This is a genomic window from Agrococcus sp. SL85, assembly GCF_026625845.1.
GTDB lineage: Bacteria > Actinomycetota > Actinomycetes > Actinomycetales > Microbacteriaceae > Agrococcus.
In genome coordinates this window covers 431,162-447,950 of sequence record NZ_CP113066.1, presented here as the reverse complement: position 1 = coordinate 447,950, position 16,789 = coordinate 431,162, and the positions used below count along the sequence as shown (strand labels likewise).

General features: G+C 74.5%; 12 protein-coding genes and 1 pseudogene. 9 read left to right on the top strand and 4 right to left on the bottom strand.

Translation table 11 applies throughout. The features are described 5' to 3' along the window. Positions 1 to 71: 71 nt before the first annotated feature. On the bottom strand, positions 72 to 893 hold the full coding sequence (locus OVA14_RS02105; RefSeq protein WP_267504665.1) for a hydrolase: 822 nt from the start codon (positions 891 to 893) through the stop codon (positions 72 to 74). Positions 894 to 1,058: 165 nt separating this feature from the next. Between OVA14_RS02105 and OVA14_RS02100 the strand changes: the two genes are divergently transcribed. Beyond that, positions 1,059 to 1,883, top strand: coding sequence for a type IV toxin-antitoxin system AbiEi family antitoxin domain-containing protein (locus OVA14_RS02100; RefSeq protein ID WP_267504664.1), 825 nt, complete (start codon positions 1,059 to 1,061; stop codon positions 1,881 to 1,883). A gap of 107 nt (positions 1,884 to 1,990) precedes the next feature. Here the strand turns inward: OVA14_RS02100 and OVA14_RS02095 are convergent, their stop codons facing one another. Next, positions 1,991 to 4,213 carry an NADP-dependent isocitrate dehydrogenase gene (locus OVA14_RS02095; RefSeq protein ID WP_267504663.1) on the bottom strand — a complete coding sequence of 741 codons (2,223 nt, stop codon included), beginning with the start codon at positions 4,211 to 4,213 and terminating at the stop codon, positions 1,991 to 1,993. Between the two features lie 23 nt (positions 4,214 to 4,236). Between OVA14_RS02095 and OVA14_RS02090 the strand changes: the two are divergent. The 6 genes and pseudogenes from OVA14_RS02090 to OVA14_RS02065 form a co-directional block, all read left to right on the top strand. Next, positions 4,237 to 5,521 (top strand): annotated as a pseudogene (locus tag OVA14_RS02090) (DUF6350 family protein); the annotation flags it as partial. A gap of 603 nt (positions 5,522 to 6,124) precedes the next feature. Next, on the top strand, positions 6,125 to 6,739 hold the full coding sequence (purN, locus tag OVA14_RS02085; protein ID WP_267505468.1) for a phosphoribosylglycinamide formyltransferase: 615 nt from the start codon (positions 6,125 to 6,127) through the stop codon (positions 6,737 to 6,739). Next, positions 6,736 to 8,457, top strand: a complete 1,722-nt coding sequence (purH, locus tag OVA14_RS02080) for a bifunctional phosphoribosylaminoimidazolecarboxamide formyltransferase/IMP cyclohydrolase (RefSeq protein WP_267504661.1) — start codon at positions 6,736 to 6,738, stop codon at positions 8,455 to 8,457. The genes purN and purH overlap by 4 nt, the downstream gene beginning before the upstream one ends. Before the next feature lie 127 nt (positions 8,458 to 8,584). Continuing rightward, complete coding sequence (locus OVA14_RS02075; protein ID WP_267504660.1) at positions 8,585 to 9,145, top strand: adenylate kinase; 561 nt, start codon at positions 8,585 to 8,587, stop codon at positions 9,143 to 9,145. A gap of 342 nt (positions 9,146 to 9,487) precedes the next feature. Next, complete coding sequence (locus OVA14_RS02070; protein WP_267504659.1) at positions 9,488 to 11,371, top strand: ABC transporter ATP-binding protein; 1,884 nt, start codon at positions 9,488 to 9,490, stop codon at positions 11,369 to 11,371. Then, positions 11,368 to 13,173, top strand: a complete 1,806-nt coding sequence (locus tag OVA14_RS02065) for an ABC transporter ATP-binding protein (RefSeq protein WP_267504658.1) — start codon at positions 11,368 to 11,370, stop codon at positions 13,171 to 13,173. Before OVA14_RS02070 ends, OVA14_RS02065 begins: the two co-directional genes overlap by 4 nt. Before the next feature lie 60 nt (positions 13,174 to 13,233). On the opposite strand, the gene OVA14_RS02060 is transcribed toward OVA14_RS02065, so the two are convergent. Further along, entirely contained in the window at positions 13,234 to 13,680 is a 447-nt protein-coding gene (locus OVA14_RS02060) for a GNAT family N-acetyltransferase (RefSeq protein ID WP_267504657.1), read from the bottom strand. 4 nt (positions 13,681 to 13,684) lie between these two features. After that, positions 13,685 to 14,755 (bottom strand): 1-phosphofructokinase family hexose kinase, encoded by a 1,071-nt coding sequence (locus OVA14_RS02055; protein WP_267504656.1) that lies wholly within the window; start codon positions 14,753 to 14,755, stop codon positions 13,685 to 13,687. A gap of 113 nt (positions 14,756 to 14,868) precedes the next feature. Here OVA14_RS02055 and OVA14_RS02050 point away from each other — a divergent pair, with 113 nt between their 5' ends. Together OVA14_RS02050 and OVA14_RS02045 are read left to right on the top strand one after the other, a co-directional pair. Further along, positions 14,869 to 15,534, top strand: coding sequence for a hypothetical protein (locus tag OVA14_RS02050; protein WP_267504655.1), 666 nt, complete (start codon positions 14,869 to 14,871; stop codon positions 15,532 to 15,534). A gap of 124 nt (positions 15,535 to 15,658) precedes the next feature. Beyond that, on the top strand, positions 15,659 to 16,777 hold the full coding sequence (locus OVA14_RS02045; protein WP_267504654.1) for a hypothetical protein: 1,119 nt from the start codon (positions 15,659 to 15,661) through the stop codon (positions 16,775 to 16,777). Positions 16,778 to 16,789: the final 12 nt, after the last annotated feature.

Here is a 16,789-nt window from a genome sequence, read left to right as displayed (position 1 = left end):
GCTCGAAGGCCCCCGGCTCCCGCCGGGGGCCTTCGTCGTGCTGCGGCCCTCGACGCGCCTGTGCCGGTCGCTCAGGTGAGGTGGTCGAAGTCGCCGAGCACCCAGCGGATGTGGCGCACGGCCGAGCGCTCCACGGCCTCCGGCCCGTCCTCGATCAGCTGCCCGGGGATGTTGCCGTAGAGGCGCCGGTAGCGCAGGCCCGCGGCGGCGTCGGCGATGCGGCGCACGACGCGGTGGCTGAGCGGCAGGTGGTTGGGGTAGCTGCGCATGAAGGCGACGTGCCGGCGGTCGGGCTTCGGCTGGATGGTGTCGCCCGCGAGCATCGAGCCGAGGCCGCCCGAGCCGGCCGCCCAGATCGCGACCGCGGCGCCGGGGAAGTGGCCGCCGAGCGTGTGGAGGGCGAGGCCGGGCGCGAGCTCACGGGAGCCGCTCCAGCGCTCGACCAGCTCGTGGTCGCGCTGCAGCCACTCGGCATCCGCCTCGTGCACGAGCACGCGCGCGCCGAGCGCCTCCGCCCACGCGACCTGCGCGCCGTGCATGTGCGGATGCGAGGCCACGATCCGGCGGGCGCCGCCGAGCTGCCGGACGCGCTCGACCGCCGCCTCGGTGACGACGCCGAGCGGATCCCACAGCAGATCGCCCGGCACGAGGATCGCGCGCTGGCCGATGCCCACCGCGGGCTCGCTCGTGAGGCCCCAGAGCCCCGGCTCGAGCTCCTCGACGCGGATCTCGCGGGTCGCGGTGAGCGCGTCGAGGCTCGTCCACGCCTGGCCGCTGCCGGGCACCCACTGCCGCTCGTCCGCGCAGATGCGGCACGTCTCGGGCAGCGGCTCCGCCTGCTCGACCCCGCACGTCGCGCACACCGGCGCATCCGACCACCGTCGCCCGCTCATGCCGCCATCCTGCCCGGCCGCCCTGGAAGCCCGGAGGATCCGGCCCTCAGCGGCGACATGGCTGCGCTATGCGGCCATGAGCCCCGAGAGCGCCGATTCTTCCGGCGTCCACAGGGGGAGGCGGGGTCAGAGCGGCGCTGCGCAGGGAAGGGGCATGGTGCGCCGATGGTCGAACCTCTCGTGCTCCAGCTCGGCGTCGTCACCACGGCACAGCTCGCGGCGCTCGGCTGGTCGAAGTGGCAGATCGAGCGCGCCGTGCACCAGCTGGTGCTGGAGCGGATCAGGCCGGGATGGTTCGGTCGCGGCCCGGATGCCACGGCGCTCGCCGCGGTCCGCGCAGGCGGCTGCATCTCGTGCTTCAGTGCCCTGCGTCTGCGCGGAGCGTGGGTGCCGCAGGGCAGCGGATCGCATGTCCGGCGCGCTCGGCATCGGTCGGGTGCCTCCTGCAGGCCCTTCGGACCGAGCGTTCCGGTGCGCAGCGCGGTCGACGACCTCGAGACGGCCGTCCGGTGCGCGTTTCGATGCGGCGATCGCGAGGCACTGGTCGTCGTGCTCGACTCCCTGCTCCATCGTCGCCTCGCGACGATGGACGAGCTGCGATCGTGGGCCGCGAACGCGCCCGCCAGGGTCCGTGCCCTGCTCGCCCTGCTCGACGGGCGCGCCGAGTCCGGCACCGAGTCCATGCTGCGTCTCCGCCTCTGGCAGCTCCGCATCGGCGTCCGCATCCAGGTCCGAGTCCTGCCAGGCATGCGCGTCGACCTCCTGGTCGGCGAGCGGCTGGTCATCGAGTGCGACAGTCGCGAGCACCACACCGATGCGGCAGCGTACGAGCGCGATCAGGAGCGCGACCGTCGCCTCGTCGCCCGCGGATTCGTGGTCCTCCGTCTGTCCTACCGGCAGATCCATGAGGAGTGGCCCGCGATCGAGCGCGACATCCTCGCCATCATCCGGCGCGGGGATCACCGGTTCGCCCGGAGGAATCAGCGCTGAGCGGGCACATGGCCGCATAGCGCAGCCATGTGCCCGCTGTCGGCCGATTCCTCCGGGAATGCGGAAGGGGGCCCGGCGCGAGCCGGGCCCCCCCTTCGGTGCGCGCGTCAGCCGCGCAGCTGCGCGACGATCGCGTTGAGCGACGTGCTGGGACGCATCGCGGCGTCTGCCAGGTCGGTGTCGACGCGGTAGTAGCCGCCGAGGTCGACGGGGCCGCCCTGGGCGTCGACGAGCTCCTGCTCGATCGTGGCCGTCTGGGCGACGAGCGCCTCGGCGACCGGCGCGAACGCCTCGGCGAGCGCGGCGTCGTCCGTCTGCGCCGCGAGCTGCTCGGCCCAGTAGCGGGCGAGCCAGAAGTGGCTGCCGCGGTTGTCGATCTCGCCGACCTTGCGCGAGGGCGACTTGTTCTCGTCGAGGAACGTGCCGGTGGCGGCGTCGAGCGTCTCGGCGAGCACGCCGGCGCGGGCGTTGCCCGTCGCGGTCGCCAGGTGGCGGAACGACTCGGCCAGCGCCATGAACTCGCCGAGCGAGTCCCAGCGCAGGTGGTTCTCCTCGACGACCTGCTGCACGTGCTTCGGCGCGGAGCCGCCGGCGCCGGTCTCGAACAGGCCGCCGCCGTTCAGCAGCGGCACGACCGAGAGCATCTTGGCCGAGGTGCCGAGCTCGAGGATCGGGAAGAGGTCGGTGTTGTAGTCGCGCAGAACGTTGCCCGTCACCGAGATGGTGTCGAGGCCCTCACGGATGCGCTGGATCGACAGCTTCGTCGCCTCGACGGGGCTGAGGATCTGGATGTCCAGGCCCTCGGTGTCGTGGTTCGGCAGCTCGTCCTGCACCTTCTTGATGAGCTCGGCGTCGTGCGCGCGGTCGGCGTCGAGCCAGAACACGGCGGGCGTCTCGGAGGCGCGGGCGCGCGTCACCGCGAGCTTCACCCAGTCGCGCACCGGCACGTCCTTCGTCTGGCAGGCGCGCCAGATGTCGCCGGCCTCGACCTCGTGCGAGAGCAGCACGGCGCCCGATGCGTCGACGACCTCGACGCGGCCGTCGGCTGCGATCGTGAAGGTCTTGTCGTGCGAGCCGTACTCCTCGGCCTTCTGTGCCATGAGGCCGACGTTCGGCACCGAGCCCATCGTGGTCGGGTCGAAGGCGCCGTTCGCCTGGCAGTCCTCGATGACGGCCTGGTAGATGCCCGCATACGAGGAGTCGGGGATGACCGCGAGGGTGTCGGCCTCCTCGCCGTCCGGGCCCCACATGTGGCCCGAGGTGCGGATCATCGCCGGCATCGACGCGTCGACGATGACGTCGGAGGGCACGTGCAGGTTCGTGATGCCGCGGTCGGAGTTGACCATGGCGAGGCGCGGGCCGCGCTCGAGGCCGTCCTCGATCGCCTGGCGGACGCCGTTCGCGGTGGCCTCGTCGAGTTCCGAGAGGCCGGAGAGGATGGCGGCGAGGCCGTTCTCGCCCGTGAGGCCCGCGGCCGTGAGCTGCGCGCCGTAGCGCTCGAAGACCTCAGGGAGGAAGGCGCGCACGACGTGGCCGAAGATGATGGGGTCGGAGACCTTCATCATCGTGGCCTTGAGGTGCACGGAGAAGAGCACGTGCTCGTCGCGGGCGCGCTGCACCTGCGCGGCGAGGAACGTGTCGAGCGCCTTCGCCGAGAGGAAGGTCGCGTCGACGATCTCGCCGGCGAGCACCTGCAGGCCGTCCTTCAGCACGGTCTCGGTGCCGTCGGCGGCGACGTGGCGGATGGTGAGGGTGTCGTCGGCGGCGATCGTGACCGAGCGCTCGTTCGCGCGGAAGTCGTGCTCGCCCATCGTCGCGACCGCGGTCTTCGAGTCGGCCGTCCAGGCGCCCATCGAGTGCGGGTGCTTGCGGGCGTACTCCTTCACCGAGCGCGGCGCGCGGCGGTCGGAGTTGCCCTCGCGGAGCACGGGGTTGACGGCCGAGCCCTTGACGGCGTCGTAGCGGGCGCGCACGTCGCGGTCCTCGTCGGTGACGACCTCGTCGGGGTAGGCGGGGAGCGCGATGCCCTGCGACTGCAGCTCGGCGATCGCGGCCTTCAGCTGCGGCACGGAGGCCGAGATGTTGGGGAGCTTGATGATGTTGGCCTCGGGCGACTTCGCGAGCTCTCCGAGCTCGGCGAGGGCGTCGGCCTCCTGCTGGTCCGCCGGGAGGCGGTCGGCGAACGCGGCGACGATGCGGCCGGCGAGCGAGATGTCGCGGGTGTCGACCTCGACGTCGGCGGCGGACGCGAACGCCTGGATGATCGGCAGGAACGAGTGCGTCGCGAGCATCGGCGCCTCGTCGGTGTACGTGTAGATGATCTTGGCCATGCGGCTCGAACCCCTCGCGGTGTGTGTGGACGGCGGCGCGCGACTGCGGGCGCGGCCGCGCCGTGCGCCTCCAACCTATCGCGCCGCGCCTGGCCGCGCGTCCGCCTCGGAGGCGTCCCGGGCGCGGGCATGCGGGCGCCCGGCGAGGCAGGCCGCGGGGGCCGCGGGGCCTCGGTAGTGTGCCCGTCGTGCGTCGCGTGTGGGCCGGGATCGGCCAAGCCATCGAGTCCGCCGCCATCGCGGCGGTCGGGCTCGTCGCGACCGCGCTCGTGCTGCTCGTGGTGTGGGGCGTCGACCAGGGTTTCGGCGGGGATCCGCTCGTGCAGTGGCGCCTCGCGGTCGACGCGTGGATGCTCGGCCACGGCGTCGACATCGGGGTGACGCTCGCGACCGACGCGGTCGTGGCGGTCGGGATCGAGGAGGCGAGCCGCTCGTTCGTGCTGGGCCTCGGCGCGTGGGGGATCGGCCTCGTCACGCTCTGGCTGCACTGGCGGGCGGGTCGCCGGCTCGCCGAGCTGCCGGTGGTCGAGGCGGGGATCGCGGCGGCTGCGGGCGCGGTGGCGACGGGGCTCGTGGGCCTCGCCGCGGGCGCGAGCGCGCAGCATCCGAGCGCCGCGCCGGACCTCGGCCAGGCCTTCGCGCTGCCCGCGCTCGTGGCGCTCGTGGGCATGGCGGCCGCCGTGCTCGCGCGCCGCGGCGACGACTGGCTCGTCGCCTCCAGCCGCGCCCTCACGGTCGACGAGCCGTGGCTCCGCGCCGCGCGTGCGGCGCTGCGATCCGGCCTCGCCGCGACGGCGGGCGTGCTGGGCGTCGGCGCGCTGCTCGTGGGAGTGGGCCTGCTGGTGCGCTTCACCGACGCGATCGTGCTGCTGGAGTCGCTCGAGCCCACGCGCGTCGGCGTGGTGGTCCTCTTCGTCGTGCAGCTCGCGCTCGCGCCCGTGGCGATCATCTGGGCCTCGTCGTGGGCGATCGGCCCCGGGTTCCAGCTGGGCACCGGCTCGAGCGTCTCGCCGCTCGGCACCGACCTGGGGCCCGTCCCCTCGCTGCCGCTGCTCGCCGCGATCGATCCCGCCGCGCAGCCGTGGATGCTCGCGGTCGTCGCGCTGCCCGTGGTCGTCGGCGTGGTCGTGGGCGTGCTCGCGCGGCAGACGGTGCTGGCCGGCACGCCCGAGCGGCCCGCCCACTGGTGGGAGGCTCGCGGCCGCCGCGCTCGGCGGCGCGGTCGTGGCCGGTGCGCTGCTCGGCGCGCTCGCCGCGCTCTCGTCGGGGGCCGCCGGGCCGGGCCGGCTGGCGGACACGGGCCCGGATGCGGTGCTCGTCGCGGCGTGGGGCGCGCTCGAGGTGGGCGTGGGCCTCGCGCTCGGACTCGCGGCGGGCGCGCGCGTCGGCGGTGCGATCGCGCTCGGCGAGGCGCTGCCGCTCGCTGCGGAGGGGCGCGCGACCTCGATCCGCGGCGTCCTGGGCATCGGCCGGGCCGGAGCCGGTGACGACGACGATGCGCGCGAGCCCGAGGAGCGGGAGCGCGACCGACGCGACGCGGCGGCGACCGACGCCGAGGCGGCCGAGGGCGACGAGGCCGACGGGGTCGACGCCGCAGCGCCGCGCACCGAGGCGGCGGACACCACCCCCACCGGCGCCGAGCGGGCCGATGTCGGCGCGCCGACGCGCGGCGATCACGGCCCCGACGAGCCCGCCTCCGCCGCCGAGCCCGCGTCCGTCGCCCGCGAGCCCCACGGTGCCGCGGCCGACGCGCAGCCGACCGAGCCGCTCGCCCCGCTCGAGCAGCGCTGGGCGGCGGGGAGCACGGCCCCCAGGCCGACCGCCGCACGCCGGCGGACGAGCAGGAGACCGCCGCGATCCCTCGCGGCCCCGAGCCCGAGGGCGACCGCACTGCTCGGTAGGATCGAACCCGTGCTGCGTCTCGTCGTCCTCGTCTCCGGCAGCGGCACCAACTTCGCCGACCTGCTCGAGCGCACGCGCGACGGCCGCGTGCCCGCGGAGGTCGTCGCCGTCGGCGCCGACCGCGAGTGCCCGGGCCTCGACATCGCGCGCGCCGCAGGCATCCCGACCTTCGTCGTGCCCTTCGCCGCCCCGCGCGCCGAGTGGTCGGCACGCATCGCCGATCGCATCGCCGCTGCTGGCGGCGATCTCGTCGTGCTCTCCGGCTTCATGCGGCTGCTCTCACCCGAGGCCGTCGCGCGCTTCTCGCCCGCGCTGCTCAACACGCATCCCGCGCACCTGCCGGAGTTCCCGGGAGCCCACGGCGTCCGCGACGCGCTCGCGGCGGGCGTCGCGCAGACGGGCGCCTCCGTCATCGTCGTCGACGCGGGCGTCGACACCGGCCCGATCCTCGCGCAGCGGCGCATCGCGATCGAGGCGGACGACGACGAGGCCAGCCTCCACGACCGCATCAAGCTCGTCGAGCGCGACCTGCTCGCGAGCGTGCTCACCGACATCGCCGAGGGCGCGATCGACCTCCACGAGGCAGGCGCCCGCACCCCGAACCCCGAGGAGCCCACCGCATGAGCGGACCCCAGCACGACCCGAGCCTCTACCGCGACCGCGACCAGGTGCCGTTCCGCCGCGCGCTGCTCTCGGTGAGCGTCAAGACGGGGATCGTCGAGCTGGGCCGGGCGCTCGCCGCGGCCGGCGTCGAGCTCGTCTCCACCGGCTCCACGGCGGGCCTCCTCGCCGAGGCGGGCCTGCCGGTCACCGAGGTCGCGCAGGTCACGGGCTTCGCGGAGGCCCTCGACGGCCGCGTGAAGACGCTCCACCCGGCGATCCACGCGGGCCTCCTCGCCGACCTCCGGCTCGAGCACCACGAGCGCCAGCTCGTCGAGCTCGGCATCGCACCCTTCGAGCTCGTCGTCGTCAACCTCTACCCGTTCGTCGAGACGGTGCGCTCGGGCGCCGAGGACGACGCGGTCGTCGAGCAGATCGACATCGGCGGCCCCGCGATGGTGCGCGCCTCGGCGAAGAACCACGCGAACGTCGCGATCGTCACCGACCCGCGCGTGTACCCGCTCATCGCGCGCGCCGCGGGCACGGGCCTCACGCTCCTGCAGCGTCGCGCGCTCGCGCGCGACGCCTTCGCCCACACGGCCGCCTACGACGGCGCGGTCGCGCGCTGGTTCGCGGGCGAGCCGGTCGAGGCGCCGGCCGCTCCGGCCGAGGCCGAGACGGCACCCGCGGCCGCCGAACCGCCCGCGCTCGTCGAGCCGGCCGCGGCGCCCGCCCCCGCGGCGGCACCGGACCCGAGCGCCGAGGCCACCGACACCTCGAGCGCCTCGGGCCTCGTGCGCGCCGTCGGCGCCGCGACGCTCGTCTCTGGCCTCCGCTACGGCGAGAACAGCCACCAGCAGGCGGGCCTCTTCGCGCTGCCCGGCGGCCGCGGCATCACGCAGGCCGAGCTCCTGCACGGCAAGCCGATGTCGTTCAACAACTACGTTGACGCGGATGCCGCGCTGCGCGCCGCCTACGACTTCCACGAGCCCGCGGTCGCGGTCGTGAAGCACGCGAACCCCTGCGGCATCGCGATCGCGGCGCCGAGGGCCGTCGACCCCATCGCCTCGGCGCACGAGCGCGCGCACGCGTGCGACCCCGTCTCGGCGTTCGGCGGCGTCATCGCCGCCAACCGCCCCGTGACGCTCGCGATGGCCGAGGCGGTCGCGGCGATCTTCACGGAGGTCGTGGTCGCCCCCGACTTCGAGCCCGAGGCCCTCGAGGTGCTCTCGCGCAAGAAGAACGTGCGCCTCCTGCGCCTGCCCGAGGGCTACGCCCGCGAGGGCTCGGAGCTGCGCCAGGTGTCCGGCGGCCTGCTCGTGCAGCAGCCCGACACCTTCGAGGGCTTCTCGTCGCACACCTGGCGGCGCGTCTCCGGCTCGCACGTCTCCGACGCCGTGCTCACCGACCTCGAGTTCGCGTGGCGCGCCTGCCGCTCGGTGAAGTCGAACGCCATCCTGCTCGCCTCGGGCGGCGCCTCCGTGGGCGTCGGCATGGGCCAGGTCAACCGGCTCGACTCGTGCCGCCTCGCCGTGGCGCGGGCGGGGGAGCGGGCGGCCGGCTCGGTCGCGGCCTCCGACGCCTTCTTCCCCTTCGCCGACGGCCTCCAGATCCTGCTCGACGCGGGCATCGCGGCCGTCGTGCAGCCGGGCGGCTCGGTGCGCGACGACGAGGTCATCGCCGCGGCCGACGCCGCCGGGATCACGATGTACCTCACGGGCGAGCGCCACTTCGCCCACTGACCCCCTCCGCGCTCCGGCGTCGCAGGCTCAGGGTCGAGCAGGCGCGACCATCGCGTCCGCTGGCCGCTGAGCCTGCGATGCGGGACGGGACGAGAGGGACGGGGCGGGGCCCGGGTAGGGTCGCCGGATGAGCGCAGGGAGCATCGACGACGTCCGGAGCGCGCGGCGCATCCTCTGCTTCGGCGCGACGGGTTCGGGCAAGTCGACGCTCGCGACGGCGCTCGGCGAGCGGCTGGGGCTGCCGGTCGTGCTCATCGACGAGATCGCCTGGCAGCCGGGGTGGCGTCAGCTCGATCGCGAGGAGCTCGGCGAGGTCGTGCTGCCGCTCCTCGACGGGGAGGGCTACGTCTTCGACTCGGTCTACGGCGGCCAGAACGCCGACGCGCTCGCCCGCGTCGACGTCGTCGTCGCGCTCGACTACCCGCGCGCGGTCTCGCTCGCGCGCCTCGTGCGCCGCACCTGGCGGCGCATCCGCACGCGCGAGCTCGTCTGCAACGGCAACGTCGAGACGCTCGGCCGGGTGCTCTCGGCGGATTCGATCGTGGCGTGGCACGTCCGGTCGTGGCGGAGCAAGCGCGAGCGGATGCGGCGCTGGCACGCCGATCCCGCGGCGCCGCCGGTGCTGCTGCTCCCGCGCCCGGCCGACGCCCGGGCGCTGCTCGACGCGCTGCCCGCGGGCTCCCGCTGACCGCGACACGCCGAGCGATCGGGAATACCGGATCGGGGCTGGACGTCCACCACAGCGTGGTCATAGACTGCAGGGCTGACCGCGCCGGACCACGGCACGGCTGACGAAGGAGGAAGCCATGAGCTCGACCACGACCGCCACGCTCGCCGCCGCGCCCGCCCTCCTCGTCGCCGTCCGCCCCTTCGGACGCCGCTAGGGAGCAGGGCACCGCCCCGCCGCGAGCTCCGCTCGCCCCGTCGTGCCGGCGGCACCGCCGACGATCGACGCAGCACCACCTCCCGCGGCCACCCGCCGCAGCCATCGCCGCAGGTGCATCACGCCTGCGCCCCCGCAAGGACCCCCATGCCCCCCGCATCGCCCTCCGCGACCCCCCAGGCGCACGAGCGCCCCAAGATCCTCCCCTCGCTGCGGCGCCTCATGCCGTTCGTGCGCCCCGTGCTGCCGCGCTTCATCGCCGGCATCGCCACGGCGCTCGTCGCCGCCGTCGTGGCCCTCCTCATCCCCGTCGCCCTCCGCTGGCTGGTCGACGGGCCGCTGACGAGCGGCGAGCAGTCGCTCATCTGGATCGGCGGCGTCGCCATCCTGCTGCTCGGCCTCACGGAGGCCGTGTTCGTCTTCCTGCGCCGCCTCTTCGTCACGCTGCCCTCGACGGCGATCGAGGCGACGATGCGCCAGACGCTCTACGCCAAGCTGCAGCGCCTGCCCATCGCCTTCCACGACCGCTGGCAGTCCGGCCAGCTGCTCTCGCGCGCCGTCGGCGACCTCGGCATGCTGCGCCGCTTCTTCGCCTTCGGCGCGGTCATCTTCATCACCAACCTGCTGACGCTGCTCATCGGCCTCGGCATCCTGCTCACCTGGAGCCCGCTGCTCGGCGCGCTCTTCATCGTGACGTCGATCCCGATCGTCGTGATCGCCTTCCGCTTCGAGCAGAGCTACTCGCAGGTCGCGCGCAGGGCGCAGGACCAGCAGGGCGACCTCGCCACCGCCGTCGAGCAGTCGGTGCACGGCATCCGCGTGCTCAAGGCCTTCGGCCGAGGGGCCACCGCGCTCGAGGGCTTCGAGCGGCAGGCGGAGTCGCTGCGCTCGACCGAGCTCACCAAGGCCCGCAGCGAGGCGATGCTGTGGATGTGGCTGACGATCATCCCCTTCGTCTCCTACGCCGTCTGCCTCGTCGTCGGCATCTGGCAGGTCTCGGAGGGCCTCCTCACGGTGGGCGAGCTCGTGGGCTTCCTCTCGACGGCGGTCGTGCTGAACTGGCCGATCGAGTCGCTCGGCTTCCTCTACGCGTTCGCGATCGACGCGACCAACGCCTCGGTGCGCCTGTTCGAGGTGCTCGACGCCGAGGAGGACATCGTCGACCCGGAGGAGCCGCGGTCGATCGAGCGCCCGCGCGGACGGCTCGTGTTCGAGGACGTCCACTTCCGCTACCAGGACGCGGCGGCCGAGGAGCGGGACCTCGTCGACGGCGCGACGCTCGCGATCGAGCCCGGGGAGACCATGGCGCTCGTGGGCGTCACGGGCTCGGGCAAGACGACGCTCACCGCGCTGCCGGGCCGCCTCTACGACGTGACCGACGGTCGCGTCACGCTCGACGGCGTCGACGTGCGCGACCTCACCCTCGAGGAGCTGCGCACGCACGTCGCCATGGCGTTCGAGGACGCGACGCTGTTCTCGGCCTCGGTGCGCGACAACGTGCTCATGGGCGCCCCGGAGCGCTCCGACGCGCTCGTCGAGGAGGCGCTGCAGGTGGCGCAGGCGTCGTTCGCCCACGACCTGCCCGAGGGCCTCGACACGACGATCGGCGAGGAGGGCCTCTCGCTGTCCGGCGGCCAGCGCCAGCGCCTCGCGCTCGCGCGCGCCGTCGCCGCGAAGCCCGCCGTGCTCGTGCTCGACGACCCGCTCTCGGCGCTCGACGTCGAGACCGAGGCGCTCGTCGAGGACGCCCTGCGGCACGTGCTCGGCTCGACGACCGCGCTCATCGTGGCGCACCGCCCCTCGACCGTGCAGCTCGCCGACCGCGTCGCGCTCATGCGCGACGGCCGCATCGACGACGTCGGCACCCACTCCGAGCTGCTCGCGCGCAACGACCACTACGTGCACGTCATCGCGAGCCTCGAGGAGGCCCAGCGCGACCGCCAGGACCTCGAGCAGGTCGCGACGGGCGCGTTCCAGCAGATCGACGCCGGCATCGCCGGCTCCGGCCAGGACCGGGAGGAGGACCGATGAGCATCCAGGGCGTCCAGGGCGAGGAGCGCGACGACTACACGAAAGAGGAGTCGCGCGCGCTCCGCAAGCGCTCGCAGCGGCTGCTGCTCGAGCTCGTGCGGCCGCACCGCCGCACCCTCGTGGGCATCGCCGCCCTCGTCATCGTGGCGACGGGCATGACGGTCGCGGGCCCCGCGATCCTCGCGTTCGGCATCAACGTGGCGCTGCCGGCGCTCCAGGCCGACGACGCGATGCCGCTGTGGCTCGCGGGCGGCGGCTACGTCGTGGCCGCGATCCTCTCCGGCATCGCGTTCTACGTCTTCACGATCGGCACGGCGAAGGTCAGCCAGGCGGTGCTGCTGACGCTGCGCCGGCGGCTGTTCGACCACACGCAGCGCCTCAGCCTGGAGTTCCACGAGTCCTACACGTCCGGCCGCATCATCGCGCGCCAGACGAGCGACCTCGAGTCGATCCGCGACCTGCTCGACCAGGGGCTCAACGAGCTCGTGCGCGGCGTGCTGTTCATGACCTTCACGGCCATCGCGATGATCGTGCTCGACCCCACGAGCGGCATCGTCATCCTCATCGCGCTCGTGCCGGCGACGCTGCTCACCCGCTGGTTCCAATCGCGCTCCACGGTGCTGTTCCGCGAGACCCGCACGACGAGCGCGCAGATGATCGTGAAGTTCGTCGAGACGATGACGGGCATCCGCGCCGTCAAGGCGTTCCGCACCGAGCCCGAGAACGAGCGCGACTTCGGCGGCAAGGTCGAGGCGTACCGCGACGCGAACTTCCGCACCATCCAGATCTTCGGCATCTACGAGCCGGGCATCATGTCGATCGGCGCGCTCACGATCGCCTCGGTCGTGACGGTCGGCGCGTTCCGCGTGCTCGAGGGCGAGCTCGCGGTCGGCTCGCTGCTGGCGGTCGCGCTCTACGCGCGCACCTTCTTCCAGCCCATCCAGGGCATCGGCATGTTCTTCAACGGCTACCAGTCGGCGGCCGCGGCCCTCGAGAAGATCTCGGGCGTGCTCGAGGAGCGGCCCACGGTGCCCGAGCCGCAGCGCCCGCGCGCGCTGCCGCAGGCTCGCGGCGCGATCGACTTCGACGGCGTCGAGTTCGCGTACGGCGAGGGCAAGGTCGTGCTGCCGGGCTTCGACCTCGACATCCCGGCCGGGCAGACGATCGCGCTCGTCGGCACGACGGGCGCCGGCAAGTCGACCCTCGCGAAGCTCGTCTCGCGCTTCTACGACCCCTCGGCGGGCGCGGTGCGCCTCGACGGGGTCGACCTGCGCGAGCTCGCCGACGAGGACCTCCGCCGCGCGGTCGTCATGGTGACGCAGGAGGCGTACCTCTTCTCCGGCTCCGTCGCCGACAACATCGCGCTCGGCAGGCCCGGGGCCAGCGACGAGGAGATCGAGGCCGCCGCACGCGCGGTGGGCGCGCACACCTTCATCGAGGCGCTGCCGGACGGCTACGACACCGACGTGAACAAGCGCGGCGGGCGCGTGAGCGCAGGCCAGCGGCAGCTGCTGTCGTTCGCGCGCGCGTTCCTCGCCGACCCGCGGGTGCTCATCCTCGACGAGGCCACGGCCTCGCTCGACATCCCCTCCGAGCGGCTCGTGCAGGAGGGCCTCACGACCCTCCTGGCCGACCGCACGGCGATCATCATCGCCCACCGGCTCTCGACGGTGGCGATCGCGGATCGCGTGCTCGTGATGGAGCACGGCCGGATCATCGAGGACGGCAGCCCTGCCGAGCTCATCGAGCAGGGCGGCAAGTTCGCCTCGCTGCACCGGGCCTGGCGCGACTCGCTCGTCTGAGCCGCGCTCGCACGACGGAGGCCCCCGAGCTGCTGCTCGGGGGCCTCCGCGATGCTGGGGCTAGAGGGCCTTGCGGCCGATGACCTCGCCGTACTCCGACTCGCCGACGACCTCGAAGCCGACCGCCTGGAAGAAGCGGCCGGGCCCCTGGTCGCCGTCCTCCCAGACGGCGTAGAGGCTGTCGAAGCCCTGGCGGCGCGCCTCCTCGGCGACCTGCTCGACGGTGTAGGTGCCGACGCCCTTGCGCTGGGCGTTGCCGGCCACGTACATCCGCAGCACGCTCGAGCGGTACTCCTCGCGGTCGACCTCGGGGTCGAAGTAGGCCATGACGAAGGCGACGGGCTCGTCACCGTCGAAGACGACCCGCTGCCACGCGCTCTGCACGTTCACGAACTCGTCGAGCCGCGCGTTCGCGGCGAGGAACGCCTCCTGGCCACGCTTCAGCGTCATGCCGTTGGCCGCGACGACGTTGCCGGCCGAGAGCTCTTCGAGGCGCAGGGTGTCCATGCCGTCACCGTACCAGCGCGCCGCTGCCCGGCGCCTCCCGGAAGGCTGGGGGTCGGAGGGCTCCGGCGCGGTCCCGCATCAGCCGATCGGGCGGATGCGGATGCGCCCGCGCAGCTCCTCGGGATCGCCGATCGAGCCCGCCTGCGGCGCCAGCACGGCCGCCGCCGACCACGCCGTCGCGCGCGCGAGCCTGCTCCTCGAGCGGCACGCCCTCGCACAGCGCCTGCGCGAGCGCGGCGACCGCGGCGTCGCCGGCGCCGGTCGGGTTGCCCTCGAGCACGCCGTCGAGCATCGCGTGCCAGGCGCGGCCGTCGGGCAGCACCGCGAGCATGCCCTCGACGTCGAGGGAGGCGAACACGGTGCCGGTCCCGGAGGCCGCGAGGCGGCGCGCGGCGTCGAGCGGATCGCTGCCGCCCATGGCCTCGAGCAGCTCGTGGCGGTTGGGCTTCGCGGCGCGCGCGCCCGAGGCGACCGCCTGCCGCAGCTGCTCGCCGCCGACGTCGACGATGACGTGGGCGCCGGCCTCGGCGGCGATGCGCACGATCGACGTGCACAGGCCCTCCGGGGTCTGCGGGGGGAGCGAGCCGGAGCAGATCACGAGGCGCGCGCGGCCGGCCTCCTCGCGCAGCGCGTCGAGCACGCGCGACCACTCGTCCGCGCCGATCGCCTGGCCGCGCTCGTTGAGGTTCGTGGTGCCCGCGGGCGTGACGATCGCGGTCGTGCGGCGCGTGGGCGCGTCGACCTCGACGAGTCGATGGGGGATCCGGGAGCGGTCGAGGTCGTGCACGAAGATGTCGCGCACGGGACCGCCGACGGGGGCGACGACGAGCGCCTCCTCGCCGCGCTGGTGCAGCACCCGCGCGACGTTCACGCCCTTGCCGCCCGCGCGTGCGAGCCCCGTGGGCACTCGGTGGCTCGTGCCGGGCCGCAGCTCGTCGATCGTGTACGTGATGTCGATCGCGGGGTTCGTGGTCACGCAGAGGACCGGGCCGCGGACGGCCTCCTGGCGGGGGTCGGGCGCGGACGCCGCGTCAGCGGCTCGTGCGACGCTCGCGTCGTCGGCGGTCGTCGCCATCGGGGCCTCCTCGTCGCTGCGCGGGACGGCTCATCCTCCCACGCGGGGACGATGCGGACACGCCGCAGGCTGTTGACGCGTTCGAACACACGTTCGAAGATGAAGGGGTGAGGATGGCTGCGACGAGGCTCGAGCGACGCACGGGCGACGACCGCACGGCGACGGTCGAGGCGCTGCGCGAGCGCCTGCGCGGCATGCAGCAGGCGCAGGCGGTGCCCGAGCGCGCGGCGCCCGTGCCCGCCGGCCTCGGCGATGTCGTGCAGAGCCTCCGCGCAGGCGCCGTGCACAGCATCGAGTCGCGCAGCCTCGCCCTCGCGTGCATGGGGGCCGCGCTCCCCGGGGGTGCGTGGGGCGCGATCGTGGGCATGCCCGACCTCGGCATCGAGGCGGCGCGCGACCTCGGGGTGCCGATCGAGCGGGTCGCGCTCGTGCCCCACCCCGGTCGGGCGTGGCTCGACGTCGTGGCGAGCCTCGCCGAGGCGATGCCCGTGGTGCTCGCCGCCTCGCCCGGCAGGGTCGCCCCGACCGACGCGGCGAGGCTCGCCGCTCGGCTGCGGCAGGCGTCGTCGACCCTGCTCGTCGCGGGCCCCTGGCAGGGCGCCGCGACCGTCGTGCGCAGCGTGCGCGCCGAGTGGGAGGGGCTCGCGGCGGGCGACGGGCGCATCGCCGCGGGCAGCCTCGTCGTGGAGGCCGCGACGGGCGGCGCGCCGCGGCTGGCGCGCATCCCGATCACGGGCATCGAGCCGTTGCCGGGCGCGGCGCAGGAGCTCGTCGCCTGACGCGCGACGCCGGGCGCGCCATCCGAAGCCGCTGGCAGGACGCTGAGTCCACTTGTCGTCCGTCTTGGACGTCCGTACAGTCCTGGGTACGAACCGGCAGGTCACGATGACGGGGGTGAGAGCCATGGAGCAGCGCGCAGGCGTGCGAGCCCGCATGCTCCGCCTCGCCGTGGTCGCCGGCGCCGCCTCGATCGGCGCCGTCGGGCTCTCGCTCCTCGTGGGCGGCGGTGCCGCCACCGCGGCGGAGGACGACGGCCGCGGCCTGCTCGGCGGCGTGGTGCAGGAGGTCGGCGGCCTCGTCGGCGACGTGACCGAGCCCCTCGCGGCGCCCGTCCAGGAGGTCGCGACGCAGGCGTCGTCGATCACCGACGCCCTCGCGCCCGCGACCCGCGCGGTCGACGCGATCGTCGAGCCCGTCGCCGCTCCCGTGGTCGAGCCGATCGCTCCCGTGGTCGAGCGCGCCGTGGAGGCGCCCGTCGCCGCGGTGGAGGCCTTGCGGCCCGTCGTCGAGCCCGTGGCGGCGCCGATCGTGACGCCCGTCGTCGAGGTCGTCCGGCCCGTCGCAGCGCCGCTCGAGCCCGTCGTGACGCCCGTGCGCGACCTGGTCGTCGACGTCGTCGATCCCGTGGTCGACGTGGTGGACGACGCGGTCGGCGCGCTCCCGGTCGTCGACGACGTGCTGGGCGAGGCGCCGGTGGCGGGCATTGTCGACCCGGTGGTCGAGGAGGTCGTCGACCCCGTGGTGGACGCCGTCGTGCCGCCGGGATCGGGCAGCGTGCCGCAGCTCCCGCTGCCCGAGGTGCCGCTGCCCGAGGCGCCCATCCCCGGTGCGCCGATCGCCGCGCCGCCCGTCGCCGACGAGCCCGGTGCTGCGGACGCGACGGACGATGCGCAGAGCGATGTGCAGGGCGCGAAGGATGGCGGAGCCGCTGACGCGGGCGACGCCGTCGCTGCCGCGCCGGCCGCCGCCGCGATGACCGATCGCGCGCCCGCCTCGACCGTCGACGGCGATGCGGCGACGTCGGCAGCCCCCACGATCTCCGGGCTCCTGTCCCTCGACCGCGGCGCCTCGCCCGCGGCGCCGTCCGGCTCCGCCGGTGCGACGGGCGCCGCCTCGGCGACGACCCCGGCCGACACCCAGACCGTTGTCCTGCCCGCGCTCGCGGGCGGCGCGACCGGTGCGATCGAGCACGAGCGCACCCCCGACTCCGCGATCCAGGAGCACGACTCCAGCCCCGACTGACCGATCCGCGGC